The 15,878-nt window shown below is 33.3% G+C and carries 19 protein-coding genes and 1 other annotated feature; of the genes, 8 read left to right on the top strand and 11 right to left on the bottom strand.

Translation table 11 applies throughout. The annotated features are described in order from the left end of the window. Positions 1 to 26 precede the first annotated feature (26 nt). Positions 27 to 256 (top strand) — a binding site (T-box leader). Between the two features lie 59 nt (positions 257 to 315). The 4 genes from trpS to B7R65_RS21495 all read left to right on the top strand — a co-directional run bounded on the left by trpS (position 316) and on the right by B7R65_RS21495 (position 2,876). Continuing rightward, on the top strand, positions 316 to 1,311 hold the full coding sequence (trpS, locus tag B7R65_RS09460) for a tryptophan--tRNA ligase (RefSeq protein ID WP_088042513.1): 996 nt from the start codon (positions 316 to 318) through the stop codon (positions 1,309 to 1,311). 675 nt (positions 1,312 to 1,986) lie between these two features. Next, a complete protein-coding gene (locus B7R65_RS09455) occupies positions 1,987 to 2,466 on the top strand; it encodes a DUF2975 domain-containing protein (protein ID WP_088042512.1) in 480 nt (159 codons plus the stop codon). Between the two features lie 10 nt (positions 2,467 to 2,476). Continuing rightward, on the top strand, positions 2,477 to 2,701 hold the full coding sequence (locus B7R65_RS09450) for a helix-turn-helix domain-containing protein (RefSeq protein WP_088042511.1): 225 nt from the start codon (positions 2,477 to 2,479) through the stop codon (positions 2,699 to 2,701). After that, the gene (locus tag B7R65_RS21495; RefSeq protein WP_142288233.1) at positions 2,676 to 2,876 is read left to right on the top strand and encodes a hypothetical protein; all 201 of its coding nucleotides are present in this window, start codon (positions 2,676 to 2,678) and stop codon (positions 2,874 to 2,876) included. Before B7R65_RS09450 ends, B7R65_RS21495 begins: the two co-directional genes overlap by 26 nt. Before the next feature lie 109 nt (positions 2,877 to 2,985). Here B7R65_RS21495 and B7R65_RS09445 read toward each other — a convergent pair whose 3' ends face one another. The 6 genes from B7R65_RS09445 to B7R65_RS09420 all read right to left on the bottom strand — a co-directional run bounded on the left by B7R65_RS09445 (position 2,986) and on the right by B7R65_RS09420 (position 9,269). After that, positions 2,986 to 3,738, bottom strand: a complete 753-nt coding sequence (locus B7R65_RS09445) for a YjbA family protein (RefSeq protein WP_088042510.1) — start codon at positions 3,736 to 3,738, stop codon at positions 2,986 to 2,988. Between the two features lie 412 nt (positions 3,739 to 4,150). After that, entirely contained in the window at positions 4,151 to 4,930 is a 780-nt protein-coding gene (locus tag B7R65_RS09440) for a DUF2268 domain-containing putative Zn-dependent protease (RefSeq protein WP_088042509.1), read from the bottom strand. A 211-nt stretch (positions 4,931 to 5,141) separates the two neighbouring features. After that, positions 5,142 to 6,386, bottom strand: coding sequence for a beta-ketoacyl-ACP synthase II (gene fabF / locus B7R65_RS09435; protein WP_088042692.1), 1,245 nt, complete (start codon positions 6,384 to 6,386; stop codon positions 5,142 to 5,144). Positions 6,387 to 6,411: 25 nt separating this feature from the next. Further along, on the bottom strand, positions 6,412 to 7,347 hold the full coding sequence (locus B7R65_RS09430) for a beta-ketoacyl-ACP synthase III (protein WP_088042508.1): 936 nt from the start codon (positions 7,345 to 7,347) through the stop codon (positions 6,412 to 6,414). A gap of 355 nt (positions 7,348 to 7,702) precedes the next feature. Continuing rightward, positions 7,703 to 8,503 carry a hypothetical protein gene (locus B7R65_RS09425; RefSeq protein ID WP_088042507.1) on the bottom strand — a complete coding sequence of 267 codons (801 nt, stop codon included), beginning with the start codon at positions 8,501 to 8,503 and terminating at the stop codon, positions 7,703 to 7,705. Positions 8,504 to 8,543: 40 nt separating this feature from the next. Then, entirely contained in the window at positions 8,544 to 9,269 is a 726-nt protein-coding gene (locus B7R65_RS09420) for an alpha/beta fold hydrolase (RefSeq protein ID WP_088042506.1), read from the bottom strand. Between the two features lie 166 nt (positions 9,270 to 9,435). Here B7R65_RS09420 and B7R65_RS09415 point away from each other — a divergent pair, with 166 nt between their 5' ends. Continuing rightward, positions 9,436 to 9,624, top strand: a complete 189-nt coding sequence (locus B7R65_RS09415) for a YjzD family protein (protein WP_088042505.1) — start codon at positions 9,436 to 9,438, stop codon at positions 9,622 to 9,624. Between the two features lie 231 nt (positions 9,625 to 9,855). On the opposite strand, the gene B7R65_RS09410 is transcribed toward B7R65_RS09415, so the two are convergent. Further along, entirely contained in the window at positions 9,856 to 10,035 is a 180-nt protein-coding gene (locus B7R65_RS09410; protein WP_088042504.1) for a YjzC family protein, read from the bottom strand. A gap of 154 nt (positions 10,036 to 10,189) precedes the next feature. Between B7R65_RS09410 and B7R65_RS09405 the strand changes: the two genes are divergently transcribed. Beyond that, entirely contained in the window at positions 10,190 to 11,002 is an 813-nt protein-coding gene (locus B7R65_RS09405; RefSeq protein WP_088042503.1) for a Cof-type HAD-IIB family hydrolase, read from the top strand. 163 nt (positions 11,003 to 11,165) lie between these two features. Further along, entirely contained in the window at positions 11,166 to 11,300 is a 135-nt protein-coding gene (locus B7R65_RS21715; protein ID WP_256941234.1) for a hypothetical protein, read from the top strand. 63 nt (positions 11,301 to 11,363) lie between these two features. On the opposite strand, the gene B7R65_RS09400 is transcribed toward B7R65_RS21715, so the two are convergent. Together B7R65_RS09400 and B7R65_RS09395 are read right to left on the bottom strand one after the other, a co-directional pair. Next, on the bottom strand, positions 11,364 to 12,185 hold the full coding sequence (locus B7R65_RS09400) for a BsuPI-related putative proteinase inhibitor (protein ID WP_088042502.1): 822 nt from the start codon (positions 12,183 to 12,185) through the stop codon (positions 11,364 to 11,366). Between the two features lie 368 nt (positions 12,186 to 12,553). Further along, complete coding sequence (locus B7R65_RS09395) at positions 12,554 to 13,405, bottom strand: YitT family protein (protein WP_373419557.1); 852 nt, start codon at positions 13,403 to 13,405, stop codon at positions 12,554 to 12,556. A gap of 127 nt (positions 13,406 to 13,532) precedes the next feature. Here B7R65_RS09395 and B7R65_RS09390 point away from each other — a divergent pair, with 127 nt between their 5' ends. Continuing rightward, positions 13,533 to 13,664 carry a DUF3941 domain-containing protein gene (locus tag B7R65_RS09390; protein WP_088042501.1) on the top strand — a complete coding sequence of 44 codons (132 nt, stop codon included), beginning with the start codon at positions 13,533 to 13,535 and terminating at the stop codon, positions 13,662 to 13,664. A gap of 334 nt (positions 13,665 to 13,998) precedes the next feature. Here the strand turns inward: B7R65_RS09390 and B7R65_RS09385 are convergent, their stop codons facing one another. Both B7R65_RS09385 and B7R65_RS09380 read right to left on the bottom strand, forming a co-directional pair. Further along, entirely contained in the window at positions 13,999 to 14,850 is an 852-nt protein-coding gene (locus B7R65_RS09385) for a YitT family protein (RefSeq protein ID WP_256941233.1), read from the bottom strand. A 102-nt stretch (positions 14,851 to 14,952) separates the two neighbouring features. Then, a complete protein-coding gene (locus B7R65_RS09380) occupies positions 14,953 to 15,825 on the bottom strand; it encodes a CvfB family protein (protein ID WP_088042500.1) in 873 nt (290 codons plus the stop codon). Positions 15,826 to 15,878 lie beyond the last annotated feature (53 nt).

Raw genomic sequence — 15,878 nt, 5'->3', positions numbered from 1 at the left:
ATTAAGATATTATCTATAGAAAGAATATAATTGCTATGACGAAGAGTAGTAAGCAGATTAAGCATGTTAAGAGAGCTTGTGGTTGGTGAAAACAAGTCGTGCAAACTGTCAGAATGGACTTCTGAGCTTCGAACCGAACGGTGCAACCTTGTAGGCTTCGACGTAACTCAAACGATAAATGAGGGCATGTTTTCATGCACGAGTGATTCCTAACATGGAATAACTAGAGTGGTACCGCGGTTTAATCGTCTCTATTTTTTAGAGAGATTATGCCGCTTTTTTTATTTTTATAATGAATCATGGAGGTATTTTAAAATGCAAACGATTTTTAGTGGAATTCAACCTACATCAAGCGGAGGGATTACTTTAGGTAATTACCTTGGCGCAGTAAAACAATTCATTGAACTACAAAATGATTACAATTGCTACTTTTGTATTGTTGATCAACATGCAATAACTGTTCCCCAGGATAGACTAGCGCTACGTAAAAATATACAAAGTTTAGCTGCTATTTATGTAGCAGCTGGATTAGATCCTGAAAAATCTACTATCTTTATTCAATCTGAAGTACCAGCTCATGCCCAAGCTGGATGGATGATGCAATGTATTTCATACATTGGTGAATTAGAGCGTATGACGCAATTTAAGGATAAATCCGCAGGCAAAGAAGGGGTATCGGCTGCTTTATTAACTTACCCACCTTTAATGGCTGCAGATATTCTATTATATGGAACTCATTTAGTTCCTGTTGGGGATGACCAAAAACAGCATTTAGAACTAACACGTGACTTAGCAGAACGTTTTAATAAGAAGTTTAATGACATTTTTACAATCCCAGAAGTTAGAATTAGTAAAGATGCAGCTAGAATTATGAGCTTAGCTGACCCTACTAAGAAAATGAGTAAATCAGACGAAAATCAAAAAGCTACAATTTTTGTGTTAGATGACCCTAATCTAATTGAAAAGAAAATCAAAAGTGCTGTAACTGATTCTGAAGGTATCGTGAAATACGATAAAGAAAACAAGCCTGGTATTTCAAATTTATTGAGCATTTACTCAGCATTTACTGGTGAAACAATTCAAGAATTAGAGACTAAATACAACGGTAAAAATTACGGAGAATTTAAACAAGACGTTGCAGATGTTGTTGTAAACGGCTTAAAACCTCTGCAAGATCGATATAAAGAAATTATTACTTCATCTGAATTAGATGACATATTAGATAATGGTGCGTCTAAAGCGAATTTCGTTGCAAATAAAATGATCAAGAAAATGGAAAATGCAATGGGACTAGGAAGAAAAAGAAAGTAAAACGAAAAGTGGAAGCACCTCGGTCAGCCCCGACAAGCATAAGTCGAAGTGCGGTGAAGGTTGCTTTTTAACCTTTGCTGCACTTTGGCTTATGACCTCGAGGGGCTAGGTGCTGGAACTGGACAATCCGAAAAGTGGAAGCACCTTGGTCAGCCCCGACAAATGGAAATGTGGAGAAAGCTCGCTCAGCTCTGAGGGGAAAATCTCCATTCAACAGTAGGAGTGGAGGTTTTTCCACTTCGATGATGAATGGAATTTTACCGAAGAGCTAGCTTGTGGAACTAGACTAGCATAAGTCGAAGTGCGGTGAAGGTTGCTTTTTAACCTTTGCTGCACTTTGGCTTATGACCTCGAGGAGCTAGGTGCTGGAACTAATTTATTTAATGTGCATTTCTTAATTATAAGAAATGCTTTTTTTTATGGCTCTTTTCTAAAAGGAATATTATTGGAACTGCAGTTGCAAGACTCCCGTGGAAATTACGAGACAGGTGAGACCCGTCGCGTATGCGCCGAGGAGGCTAAAGGTCCGTCCTATAGAATGCGAGCATCCTTTTAGTGAAATCTAGCCCCTGTTACACAACAATAATAATATATTAAAAATTGATACTTTTTTATTGTAAAACGATAAATTTTATTTTAAAATCAAATTAATATTAAATAAGAGAGGTGCTTTTATTGAAACGCGAAACATTATTTTTAAAGTTCGTTGTCGTCCTTATCGGACTTCCTGTTCTTGCTTTGTGTATATATGTGTTTCCTGAGATCACTGAATATTTTGCAGAATTAAACCCAAAGTTTGATTATTTGCAATATCCCTTTTTAATAGGGTTGTATGTGACAGCTATGGTATATTTCGTTGCATTGTACCAAACTTTAAGACTTTTAGGTTATATTGACAAGAGCCAAGCATTTTCGGAACTATCTGTAAATGTCTTGAAGAATATCAAATTCTGTGCCATTACGATCAGTGGCTTTTTTGTGGTATTTATGCCTCTCTTATATCTCATGGCAGAGGTAGACGATGCGCCAGGAATAATTTTAATCGGAATGGTCATTATTTTTGGTTGCATTGTGATCGCGGTCTTTGCGGCTGTTCTTCAAAAGTTATTAAAAAATGCCATTGATATCAAATCAGAGAATGATTTAACTGTGTGAGGTGTAAACAATGGCGATTATAATCAATATTGATGTGATGTTGGCTAAAAAGAAAATGAGCGTGACAGAACTTTCCGAGAAGATTGGAATTACAATGGCGAATCTTTCTATATTGAAAAATGGAAAGGCAAAAGCGATACGAGTATCAACTTTAGACTCTGTTTGTAAGGCTTTAGAATGTCAGCCTGGAGATATTTTGGAATACAAAATTGACGAAGACACTCAAGCAACATAATAATACACATTTACTACCAAGTGTTTATGTAATTGAAACGACAGTTATCTGTCGTTTTTTTGTTTTTAGATTTAATAAGTCGATTCAAACCATAAATGAAGAAGCATTGCCTATTTCTTCTTTTTACGATGTTAATCTGGTATACGCAATCTTACAAACCCTTTCTTATCAATAAAAAAAGCAGAGATAATTCATATACGAATTACCCTGCCTTTCAATTTGCTTTTAAATATTTTCTTGCTGCGCTTTTTCCAAAGTGAACAGCTATAATAAAAGCATTTTCATTAGTTTACTTTTTGTTCATGTTCCATTTCCCATAGCTTCTCAAAGAATGGTTGCCCTTTTACGATTCGCCCACAAAGTTGCTCGTGTCGTTCTGACCACCCAGACTTAATTTCTTCATATAATTGTGACCAAATATCCTCAAATGTAGAATCTTGTATATGTTGATACGATGTTGGATTCCATTCTGTATACCAATATCGAATTTCTGATGGATTTTTTGACGAATGAAGTTGATCTAACGCCATAAACAATAATTGCTTTAATTGTCTCTCTTTTCTCGTTAATCCGCTCATAATTATTGGAGACGGAGAAAGGATATGATGTTCCTTCTGATCATCACTTACAAAGCATTGAATATTGTAGTTATTCGCTTCAACTTCCGCTGTCATGTCATACACCATTTGTTCCTGTCTTGGTATTAAGCGGCTTTTTCGAATTGGAATATTATATCCAATTGTATCTACTGCAATGATTCCATTGCCGTCAGTTACGACAAAGCAATAATCTAGTTGAATTCGTTCATGATTTTTTCGAACATAAGACTTTTGAAAAACTTCAGTTAATAGACCGGATGGAAGTTCTAATAATTCATTTTCAATGTACTGAAATAACTCTGGAGTAACTTTAATGATTGGAACTTGGTCTAATAATTCAACACTATCATCTTTTCTCCATTCAAAAAAATGACAGACATTGTAACCATTTTCTTCACCTTCAAACCAATTGACCCATACATCATGTAAATACAACATTTACTACCCCTCACTTCACAACTGTATGTAACTTTCAGTATGGTCAGTGATTCACTAAATTATTCCATTTATCCACTGAATTACAAAAAGTGTTCTTCAAACTGAATGTCTTTTGCCAAATTCGTATGACTTTTACGCCACTTCAAATGAGTATACGAGATAAATATTAAATAGTCTTCCATAAATTTATAAATTGATTGTTTTCAAAAAATATATTGCTATTCAGCAGTTATTGGTTGATTTCCGCTTCAGGATGCTGGCTTTGCGCCTGCTGGGTTTCACCTATCCCGCTGCTCCCGTAGGCGTCTCGCACCTTCCGCTCCAATCAAAATCTATAACAAAACCTGCTAACAACAGTCTTTTTGAAAAGAACCTACTCATACAAGCAACTTCCCAATGAAACCGCTTGCAGTCAAAGTGAAATATAATTTATTGCATTATCTTTTATCTTTTTGCTCGAAGTTCGCATTAGCCTATCATTTGACCATTCTGTTTGTTCCAAACAATTTTTAACAATATCATAACCGACACCGTAACCCAATAATTTTGGAATTCCATTTCCACCATACAAGTATTTGGAGAAATCTTCATCATTACTTGGTAATTCAAGATGATCTTTTAAATATTTATTATAATAGTATTCACATTGTCTAGTTGAATACAGTTTAGTCCATGGAGCCTGAACTTCTTCGCCATATCTTTCTAAAACAGCATGCTCTGCTAGCCCCTCTAAAATCATTGCATCTAATAATGTTACTTTTTTATTTTTATAAAACTTAGTCAATCTTACAATATGATGATACTCATGTAATAATACGGCTTTATGTTGTAAAATTCCTTCTAATGGAGACAAAAATAAACAAATACAGTTTTTATATGCTAATCCACCACGCTGATAAGTTGAATTAAGAAACATTCCTCGAGCTTGTTGACATGGAAAAATAAATATAGGTACATCCGGACCATTAAATTCCTTCTTGATCTTATTAAACTCAGTCTGTAGACTTTTCCATACATTATTCTTAATAAGTAGTTTAAAATCATTTTTACTATCTTTTGAGAGCTTTGATAAGCCATGTGAAAGGAGATAAGTGTATAGACTTTGTTCATCATAATTAGGAAAATACGGAAGCAGCTTTTTCATAATTGATTTCTTATCTTCAATTATATCTATCCATTTATAAGTAGGCATTACCCCAATTCCATCACCTCATTTACTATAAGGTATGATATTGACCTAGAGATAGTTACTTGATTATGAATAAATCTGTTTTCGTAAACTTTTGTATTTTCATATGTAGATCAGTTGATTTCCTCTCCCATCAATTTCTAATATGCATTCAAAATACTTTTAACAACAATCTTTAGTAAAGAGACTAAATAAAAAAAGCTTAGGAATAATCCTAAGCTTCTTTGTTGAATTCTTTAAATGCTAGAGTAACGTTATGTCCACCAAATCCTAATGAATTTGAAATAGCTGCTTTTACATTAAAAGGTCTAGCTACATTTGGTACATAATCTAAATCACATTCGCTATCTTTCTCTTGATGGTTAATCGTCGGAGCAATCACTTTATTATGGATCGTTAAAGCTGTAATAATTGCTTCAATCCCACCAGCAGCTCCAAGCATATGTCCAGTCATAGATTTTGTTGAACTAATTGGTACATTGTATGCATGCTCACCAAATACTTCTTTAATTGCCATTGTTTCAAATTTATCATTAAGTTCAGTACTTGTTCCATGAGCGTTAATATAGTGAATATCTTCAGTTGATAGTCCTGCATCATCAAGTGCCATTCTCATCGCACGAGCTCCGCCTTCTCCACCAGGAGCTGGGGCTGTAATATGATGAGCATCTCCAGTAGTTCCGTATCCAACGATCTCAGCATAAATTTTTGCACCACGAGCCAACGCATGCTCTAATTCTTCAAGGAAGACAATACCTGCACCTTCACCAATAATAAATCCGTCACGTGCATTATCAAATGGTCGACATGCTGTTTCTGGATCTGGATTTAATGATAACGCTCTTGCTGCACAGAAACCTGCAAGACCCATATCAGTAATTGGAGCTTCTGCGCCACCAGTGATCATTCCAACCGCATCTCCGCGTTGAATAATTTTAAAAGCATCTCCAATTGAACTTGCACCAGATGCACAAGCAGTAACTGTACAACCGTTTGGACCTTTAGCTCCAGTAAGAATAGATACTTGACCTGATGCCATATCCGGAATCAACATTGGAATAAAGAAAGGACTTACTCGTCTTGCACCTTTAGATTGGAATGTATTAAATTGTTCTTCATACGTTTCCATTCCTCCAATACCTGAACCAATCCAAACCCCAACTTTTGGAGCATTTTCTTCATTAATTGTAAAGCCAGCATCTTCTAAAGCCATTTTTGAAGCTGCGATTGCATAATGTGTAAAACGATCCATACGTTTTACTTCTTTTTTATCAATATATTGTTCTGGATCAAAGTCTTTTACTTCACCAGCTATTTTAACAGGGAAATCATCAGGATTTTTACGAGTTAGAACTCCAATACCACTCTTTCCATTCATTAAACTTTCCCACATTGTATTTACATCATTACCAATAGGTGTCACTGCACCTAAACCTGTAATTACTACTCTTTTATTCATTTGATTCTTTCTCCCTTCAACTAGTTTATCTTCCAAATCGAAGTGCTATTGCGCCCCAAGTTAAGCCTCCGCCAAATCCAACTAAGACTAGGACATCATCTTCTTTAATATTACCTTTTTTATATTCTTCAACTAAAGCAATCGGAATTGATGATGAAGAAGTATTACCATGACGGTCAATTATAACACTCATCTTTTCTTTCGGAAGTTGTAGTCTTTCTCTTGCCGCATCCATTATGCGAGTATTCGCTTGATGTGGAATTAAGAAACTAACTTCTTCTTTTGTTAAACCAGCCAATTTTAAAACATTTTCACAAGAGTCACCCATTTGACGAACTGCAAATTTAAACACTTCGCGACCATTCATTACAAGATGGTCTCCACTTTTAAATAAGTGTTTTCCACCCGTACCGTCTGCACCTAGTTCGTAAGATAGAATTCCTCTACCCTCACTAACAGGTCCAATGATCGCAGCACCTGCACCATCACCAAATAAAACTGCAGTATTACGATCTTCCCAATTAACAATTTTCGTTAATTTTTCAGCACCAATTACTAATATTCTATTGTAAGTTCCTGAATTTACAAATTGAGTAGCTGTAACAACACCATATATAAATCCTGCACAAGCAGCACTAATATCCATTGCAGCCGCATTTTTTGCTCCAAGTCTTTCTTGAATCATACATGCTACCGAAGGAAATGACGTATCTGGTGTCACAGTCGCGACTAAAATTAAATCAAGGTCTTCTGCTTTTACATCAGCATCTTTTAATGCTGCAACAGCTGCTTCATATGCTAAATGTGATGTATCTTGTTCATCTGAAGCAATTCTTCTCTCTTTAATTCCTGTACGACTAACAATCCATTCATCAGAAGTGTCCATCATTTGTTCTAAATCATAATTTGTTAATTTTTTTTCGGGTACGTATGAGCCAATACCTAATATTCCAGCATTCATTAATATCCCCGCCTATCTTTTTAGTTTTATACTTAATATTATTATCTGGTACTAATTTTATGAAATAAAAAGTATTTTGTCTACTCTTTTATCTTTTTAATTTTTGATTCCCTTTTAAAATACACTATGTAAAAAGGAAATAGTATGGAAACTATTCCCTTTTAGTAACACCCTATCTCATTTTCGATTTTGTCAAGTTTATAAAATATGGCTCCTTTTAAATGGTTTTGTTAAATCGAATATCCCTTTAAAAAGTTGATTGGAACGTAAGCTCCGTTAATCCTACGATGTTGAGCTAAAAAGACTTGCCACCCGCCTTAAGGAATGCGAGCACCCTAAAGTGGAAAATTCACTCTTAATATAAATGAAAACATTGTTGAATTTGTTGTTTTTGTTTTTGAATGCCATCATCCAACGAAGTAGTTTTTAAGATGACAAATGGAGTTGCATCAATATGTTTTCTCATTTGTGAAACGACTATCCCATCAAGCATTTCTTGCATTCCTTTAAAATTGCTTTTTTCTGGTAAAAACATACTATGTTTAGCTGTAATAACGTATTTATGTTCTTTTAATTCTTTCTCAGAAATCAGTCTAATCGCTTTCCCAACATCCTCAACGTACAAAATTTCATTTGATCCATAAACATTTTTAATCAATTCACTTTTCTTCCCTAATTCTGAAACAATTATTTCATGAATTAAACCAGACGAAGGTTCCCACGGACCATATAATGATGGAATTTCAATAAAGGTAACTTGACATTCAGAATTTCTTTCATTCGCTTGTCTTTCTAATTCAGATAGGCTTTTTGTAGTCGGCAATAAAAAAATTACTTCCTTCGCTTTTGAACTGATTACATTATACTCAGCTTCAAATTGTTCTAATTGAGTACTTGCCTCGTTTAAATTTATATCATCGAAATAATGACAAATGAAAATTATATCGTAATGCTCATTTTCTGATATGAATTGTTCTTCCTCAACAAATACTACTTTGGAATTTCGCCCGATTGAAAATATTTTTTCTTCACATATTACATCACTTTCATTTCCCTTTTCCGTAATTACTGCAGTAACATCATTATACTCCATTAATTGACAGACCAGTTCATATCCAATGAATCCACTCGAACCTATTACCGCACATTTTTTCATCGTAGCCCTCCTTTAGTTAAGATTTGAGGCAACTTTATCTTTACAATAATCTTTGATATTTCTTCAAAAATTTTATTAAATTACTTCCACAATCAAATTTCTTTTCTTCTAATGAAATAAGGATTGAAATAGGTAAGTTATTTCTATTTCTTTCATCTTCTAAAAGCCGAATATCCCGTTTCCATTTGAAATGATTTCTAGTCGTTGAATAAATTTTTATTGGTGAAATCGTTTCATAAAAGAAACATTCTCGCCCAACAGCCGAATACAAATCGGTCGTTTTATAAGCTTTTAAAATTTCATGCACAGTTCTCTTATAAAAAAGTTTATTTTCTCTTTCCAAATCTAATTCATTTTTTAAATTTAAGGAGGGATTTATTAAACAAATACTTCGGACTTTGTCTTTTAAATGGGATAATAATTTACAAACGACTAATGCTCCAGTTCCTTCACCAATTAAGTGAATTGAGGGATTAAGTATTTCTTTTCTCATTACTGAATGATATAAACTTTCAGCTAATTCTACCGCATCGTCCGATCCCCAATTCTTACCATATAAATTGGAGGTAAATACGGTATAGCCCTCTGAAGTTAATTCGGAAAGAAGTTTTCTTTTATCAAAATGTTGTAGTAAACAGCTTTGATCATTATCTACGTAATGTGTATTCCCACCAATATAAAGAACGCCAAACCCATTTGGCCTAATTGGCAGGTGAATTACTGCATATTGATCTTCTTGTTGAAAATACCTTTCAGTTACTGGCATTCTTATCACCTGATTATTTAAATTAGTATTTTGGGAATAATAAAATTGGTATAAATTAATCCAGAGTTTTTCCTTTTTTAATTAAAACTTTTTAATTAAATCTTCAATTATCTATTTACTAGGTATATAATATGATAAGAACCAACTAGAATAGGAGTGATTTTAAGTGCGCGTAGTAATGGCATTTTTCTGGTGCTTTATTTTATCTCATATGGGAGCTTATGTTTTAAGTTCTATGACTGGCGGAGAATATAACTTTACTTCTGCTTCATTAATGGCAATTGCCTTCACAGCAATTATCATGATTTTAAGCGAAGCAGTTATTCCAAACGATCCAGCTCCAAAACACCACTAAAATCTATATTTAACATATGTAGTAGAACCCAAAAACGTTCAACCGATACATACATATGAAACAAATTGTGGTTAAACAATTGTTAAAATACCTATGTTTCGATTGAATCTATTGAGTATTTTGATTTTTGTAAACGCATAAAAAAGCGCCTCGAAGTTTTCGATTAGCGCTTTTTTATTTTATATTTATTTCTTTACTTTAAGCGCTTAAATCATGCGCTTCATTTTTTTATCAAGTTTTATGCTTATATGACCATTTTCGATTGTGGTTTTGCGTTTCAGGAAAGACTTCGCCAGCTTGCAATTTAATTTGTTTCGGACGATTAACATTGCTTCCGGTCTCGCCAATTTCAATATAAACTCCGTTATTTGGTGCTTTATCACCTGGTCGAAATTGATGTGCTTGGCCCATTAAAAATTCCTCCTTCCAAATACATTCTTATTGTCCCTCGAAACTAATAGAAATTTCTTTGAAAAAGATGGTACTATTAGTAATTATTGGAGTTAAAATCATATATATATTTTTAATAATATAATCCAACAATAACTATAAAAGGTTGATGAAAATGAATTCGAAATATTTAATAGCATTAGACTTAGATGGTACTTTATTAACAGACGAAAAAACCATTACTGAAAAAACAATGAAAACTATTGCTCGAGTGAAGGAAGCTGGTCATGAAGTAGTAATAGCAACTGGTCGACCATACAGAGCAAGTAAAGCGATTTACCAGCAATTAGATCTAACTACACCTATTGTTAACTTTAATGGTGCTTATGTGCACCATCCTTTAGACTCTTCCTGGGGAGTATATCATGAGTATTTACCATTAGAAGTTGCCCAAGAAGTTATTAGTTCATGTAGAGAATATGAATTAAAAAATATGTACGCAGAAGTATTAGACGATATTTATGCTGAAAAGCAAGAAGAAGAAATTATACCAATTTTCCACTATTTAAAAGATGATATTATACATGGAGATCTACTTAAGAATTTAAAAAATTCACCAACTTGTCTTCTGATTGATAGTGATGAATCACATGTAGCAAGTATTCGTGAACACCTGTCAAATGTGCACGCTGAGGTAATTGATCATCGACGTTGGGCTGCTCCACATCATATAATCGAAGTTGTAAAAGCAGGTATGAATAAAGCAATTGGACTTCAAAAAGTTGCGTCTTATTATAATATCCCGAGAAAAAATATTATTGCATTCGGTGACGAAGATAATGATTTGGAAATGATTGAATATGCTGGTCATGGTGTCTCAATGGGTAATGCCATTCATCCATTAAAAAATTTAGCAAAACATATAACACTTAGTAATCAAGAAGATGGGATCGCTATTTTCTTAGAAGATTTTTTTAATATGAAATAAATAACAATCTCAGAAAAATTAACCAGACATAACAATGTCTTTTCTGCTAAAGATAATAGAGACTTCTCCAACAGGTAATAACCACTTTTTGATACCATTCAATTACTATTTGGAATTGCTATGGAGATTGTCAAATGCTTTCCTAACTGGGAGGGAATTCATCATGGGCAAAAGTAATAAGTCAAAGCGCTTTATACAACAAAGTTCTGATTCTGTTACGAAATACTCTGAAAAGTTCCCTTATCATTTCACTTTAGCCGAAGCTGAGGAACGTAAGGCTAAAAACAAAAGCTATTAACAAACATGCTTAAGCCAATATAAGCAAAAAACAACCATAGGATTATACCTATGGTTGTTTTTTTTATTCAAACTGCTGTAATGGAGCAATCAATGATTTTGTAACCTGGTCGTCTTTATTTTTTTCGTAAATGACAAGTGTGATTACACCATTGTTCGGCAAACTCTCTTTTGGTATATCTAAACTAAAATCTAATAAGTTAACTGAACCACTTTTAATTTTAACTGGTAATACAGTTTCATCAATTAGATTATTGTGTCCATCTTCAACAGAATAATAAATAGTATCTTGATCAGATAAATATGTACCTTTTACCTCGTAATGACCATTTTCACCACTAATTACAATTTTAGACCCATTATCATTAACTGTTGAAACTTTATGATAAGAAAACGATTGTTGGATTGGTTGGATCGCACCTTGAACATCTTTATCATTAATCGATTTTGCTACAATATTTGCTGTTACTTCATAATTACCAAAAGGAAGATTTTTATCTGCAAGGTTTACTTGCTCTTGCCAAACCTGGGCCTTTTCTTCAGGTATCGTTACATCAGTAATAGCTTGTGCATAAGATAAATCTTTTGATGATTGGTATATAACTTCACCTTGTGCATTTTTAATTGTATAATCAATTATTTGCGCTGATGGGAAAGTTAATTTAGCAGGAATTGTATCTCCATTACGAAGTGAATATCTCATTGTAACAAGTCCATTTGCTTCTGTAACTTCTAATTTCGTTGAGAGTTTAGAAATATCAATATCATTATTCTGTTCAATTGTTTGTTTTGTACTTGGTGTTGGCTTTATTTCCTTTTCATTATTTGCTCCACAGCCAGAAAGTAGAAGTGAACAAGTTAATAAGAGAATGTATCTCTTTTTCAAAATAATCTCCACCTTTTTAGTATCCTTATTCTAAATTATACCAAAAAACTGAAAAATAGGTTTAAAAAAATAAAAAAGGTAGGGAAGTCCTACCTTTTTTTAGGCATTGTTAAAAATGTTGATTTCCGTTACAGGATGCTCTCTTTCCGTGGGGCGTGAGTTGAGCCTCCTCGGCAAGCCTGCGGGGTCTCATCCTTCTCGCTACTCCCACAGGAGTCTCGTACCTTCCACTCCAATCAAATCTCTATATAAACTCTTTGATTCAAATCCTGTTAAATCTTTCAGAACAATGCGTTTTTAATATCAACACTAAACATAAACAAGCGTTGTTTTAAATAATTTATTGAAGGAGTGTTTAATTAATCTACTTAATATTTTCTAAATTCACCAAGTACGTCTACTGTCTGTACAACGTTCGTGAAAGCTTTAGGGTCCACTTTTTTAATAATACGCTCTAAATCATATAATTCGTAACGAGATAAAACAATCATTAAAACGTCTTTATCTTGGTTAGTAAATCCACCTTTGGCATCCATAAGCGTAATACCGCGAACTAATTTCGAATGAATTTCCTTGCTTAATTCCACACCTTTTGTAGTAATGATCATTGCTGTTAGTTTTACGTGGCTAGTATGAACACTATCGATGACTCGTGTAGTCACATATAAATTAATTAATGTATAAAGTGCTTTTTCCATCCCATAAAGTTGACCTGCAGTAATAATAATTATCGAATTAAATAGTAAGAAATAAGTGCCTACGGGCTTACCTTTTGATTTAGATAATACTAGGGCAATAATATCTAATCCTCCAGTTGAACCACCGTACTTCAACGTCATTCCAATACCGATAGCAGCAATTAATCCACCGAATACAGCATTTAGTAAAATGTCATCTGAAAAAATCGGTTTTACTGGTAAAAGTTCTAAGAAAAATGTCATTATTGCGACACTAAAAAAACTATAATAAGTAAAAGAACGACCTACTTTTTTCCAAGCCAATATGATTACTGGAATATTTAAAATGGCTAATAATATCCCCGTAGTTGCTGTAAATGGAGTATAATCCGTAATAATATTTGCAAGTAATTGTGCTAATCCTGCAAAACCACTTGAGTAAATATTAGCAGGAATTAAAAAACAATTCATCGCAAAAGCGTTTAAAAATGCTCCAATTATGACAACAACCAGCTTAATAATAAGCTCTTTATTTCTTTCCAACTCTATTCCTCCCCAAAATAAAAACAACTTCTATCTATATGAAAAAACTTTAAAATAAGACCGCTCTTACATAATTAACTTAATAAAGGCAAAGCTAATATTATCAACTTTGAAAAGGAGCTTAAACATGCCAAATACTAGTGATAACGATAAAAAAGCAAAAGATAATAACGCTTTGATTGAAAAGAAACATGCTCAAGAACATAAAAATGCTCAAGCTGGTAAAAAATCTTTTTCTAAGAGTGTTGATCATCTTTAATTCCGTTCGTTTAATTAAACTTAATACAAATTTAAACTTCTAAATTAAACTCAAAATTTTATCCAATAGTTTAAGTATATTTATTTCTTTATGAAAGACAATAACAACTTTATAAACTATAAAAAGCCTTATTATTAATAAGATTCAAAAAATAGCTGTTCATCTATCCCTTTTATAGAATAGATGAACAGCTATTTTTCATTTCTTCTACTTACTATCTACAAAAGTTGCAGCGTCGTTAGTGTTCAAGGTTTCTTCTCTAAGATGATTACCTTTTAGTGAGACTGACGCTGACTCCTTTTCGTATCCACGCCATTCCTCAATTTCAGGTACGTTAAATCTTTCTAAACTCTCCAAACACATCTACTGTTTGAACGATATTCGTAAATGCTTTTTCATCAACAGATTTAATAATTCGATTTAAGTTATATAATTCATAACGAGAAAGGACGATCATAAATACCTGTTTCTCTTGATTCGTAAATGCCCCTTTTGCATTCATCGTAGTTATCCCTCGAATAAGTCTTGAATGAATTTCTTTTCTGAGTTCATCACCTTTTGTAGTGACGATAAAGGCAGTAACTTTAATATGACTAGTGTGAATAGCATCAATAAATCTTGATGTTACGTAAAGGTTTATTAACGTATAAAGTGCTTTTTCCATTCCGTATATATAACCAGCAATTAAAATGATTATCGCATTAAATAAGAAGAAATATGTACCGACTGGTTTTCCTTTTAATCTCGAAAGTACAATGGCAATTATGTCTAAACCACCTGTAGAAGCTCCATATTTTAATGTGTAACCTATCCCAATTGCTGCAAAAAGACCACCAAAAACTGAATTAAGTAAAATATCATGTGAAAACAATGGGGTAACTGGAATGATTCCTAAAAAGATTGTCATGACCCCTACACTTAAAATAGTAAAATAAGTAAAAGAATGACCTATTTTTCTCCAGGCTAATATGACGACTGGTATATTTAAAATTGCTAATAACACCCCTGTAGAAACGTTTATTGGAGTAAAATCACTTATCAAATTTGAAAGTAATTGAGCTAACCCTGAAAAACCACTCGAGTAAACTTTTACCGGTATCAGAAAGCAGTTCATTGCAAAAGCATTTAATAACGCTCCGAGTATAACAACTAGTACTTTAATAACTAATTCTCTTTTTTCACTCACTTACTAGCCTCCTAATTGTTCATAAATATAGTATGCCTGTAAATATAGAAAAAATAGCAAAAAAACCACTTCAAATATTGAAGTGGTCACGCTAACTAATACTTACTCTTTTTTTTCAAACATTTCTTTAGCGTAAGTCCATCCACCTTCTTGGTAGACTTTATCTTCTTTCATTAAGCGCCCAATTGAACGTTTAAATGAAGCTTTACTTACTCCGAATCGAGTTTTTATATCTTCTGCATCACTCTTATCCCAATAAGGCATAGCTCCACCACGACTCATAATATACTCATATATTTCTGCCGCCTCTTGGTCCATTCCCTCATGTACTCTAGGTAAAAGTGAAACATTTACACTTCCATCCTCTTTAATATCTATAATACGACCACTAACTCTTTGACCAATTCGTGGTTCTGATTTACGTTGAGATTCATGTATAAATCCAATAAAACGTTCATCAGTTAAAATATATGAACCCACTCGTAAAGTACGATAGATTATTCCTGATACATTTTTATTTAACATACTGTCTTCTGCTGGCACAGAATATTCCTGCATGACTGGTTCAGTTGCTAGCTTAATTAACAAGCGACCTTTATTTGTTTGTTTAAGCGTACAAAAAATTTCATCATCTTCTTGTGGCCAAACTTCTTCTAAAGGAGGTAGATCACCTTTTTCTAATAGAATATCTTTTGAAATACCAATATCCACAAATACACCTATGCCATCTAATTTATCTACTACTTTCGCAAATCCATAGCCTTCTGTTGTAATGTGCGGCATACTCATTGTCGATGATAAACGCCCTTTAGAATCATGATATAAGAAAACTGTAACTTCTTGGTCTAACTCTATTTCACCTTGTGTCTCATTTCTATGTAAAAATACCTCTTCATGATCTTGGACAAGCATATACCCAATATCTGTTTCACGACTGCACACTAAAGTTACAATCTCTCCTGCTTGTAAACTCATTCTTTGTTACATCCTCTCTTCACTTTCAAACTAAAATTTATTATATCACGCCA

The sequence above is a fragment of the Bacillus sp. EAC genome (assembly GCF_002156875.1).
Taxonomy (GTDB): Bacteria; Bacillota; Bacilli; order Bacillales; family Bacillaceae_G; genus Gottfriedia.
This window is presented reverse-complemented; position numbering and strand designations above follow the sequence as displayed.

Excerpts from the sequence above, each read along its gene's own strand:
- B7R65_RS09410 (WP_088042504.1), bottom strand. The coding sequence starts at position 10,035 with ATGGGCCAAGCACATCAATTTCGACCAGGTGATAAAGCACCAAATAAC.
- B7R65_RS09380 (WP_088042500.1), bottom strand. The coding sequence starts at position 15,825 with ATGAGTTTACAAGCAGGAGAGATTGTAACTTTAGTGTGCAGTCGTGAA.
- B7R65_RS21715 (WP_256941234.1), top strand. The coding sequence starts at position 11,166 with ATGGGCAAAAGTAATAAGTCAAAGCGCTTTATACAACAAAGTTCTGAT.
- B7R65_RS09450 (WP_088042511.1), top strand. The coding sequence starts at position 2,477 with ATGGCGATTATAATCAATATTGATGTGATGTTGGCTAAAAAGAAAATG.
- B7R65_RS09390 (WP_088042501.1), top strand. The coding sequence starts at position 13,533 with ATGCCAAATACTAGTGATAACGATAAAAAAGCAAAAGATAATAACGCT.
- fabF (WP_088042692.1), bottom strand. The coding sequence starts at position 6,386 with ATGAATAAAAGAGTAGTAATTACAGGTTTAGGTGCAGTGACACCTATT.
- B7R65_RS09440 (WP_088042509.1), bottom strand. The coding sequence starts at position 4,930 with ATGCCTACTTATAAATGGATAGATATAATTGAAGATAAGAAATCAATT.
- B7R65_RS09445 (WP_088042510.1), bottom strand. The coding sequence starts at position 3,738 with ATGTTGTATTTACATGATGTATGGGTCAATTGGTTTGAAGGTGAAGAA.
- B7R65_RS09425 (WP_088042507.1), bottom strand. The coding sequence starts at position 8,503 with ATGAAAAAATGTGCGGTAATAGGTTCGAGTGGATTCATTGGATATGAA.
- B7R65_RS09405 (WP_088042503.1), top strand. The coding sequence starts at position 10,190 with ATGAATTCGAAATATTTAATAGCATTAGACTTAGATGGTACTTTATTA.
- trpS (WP_088042513.1), top strand. The coding sequence starts at position 316 with ATGCAAACGATTTTTAGTGGAATTCAACCTACATCAAGCGGAGGGATT.
- B7R65_RS09430 (WP_088042508.1), bottom strand. The coding sequence starts at position 7,347 with ATGAATGCTGGAATATTAGGTATTGGCTCATACGTACCCGAAAAAAAA.
- B7R65_RS09420 (WP_088042506.1), bottom strand. The coding sequence starts at position 9,269 with ATGCCAGTAACTGAAAGGTATTTTCAACAAGAAGATCAATATGCAGTA.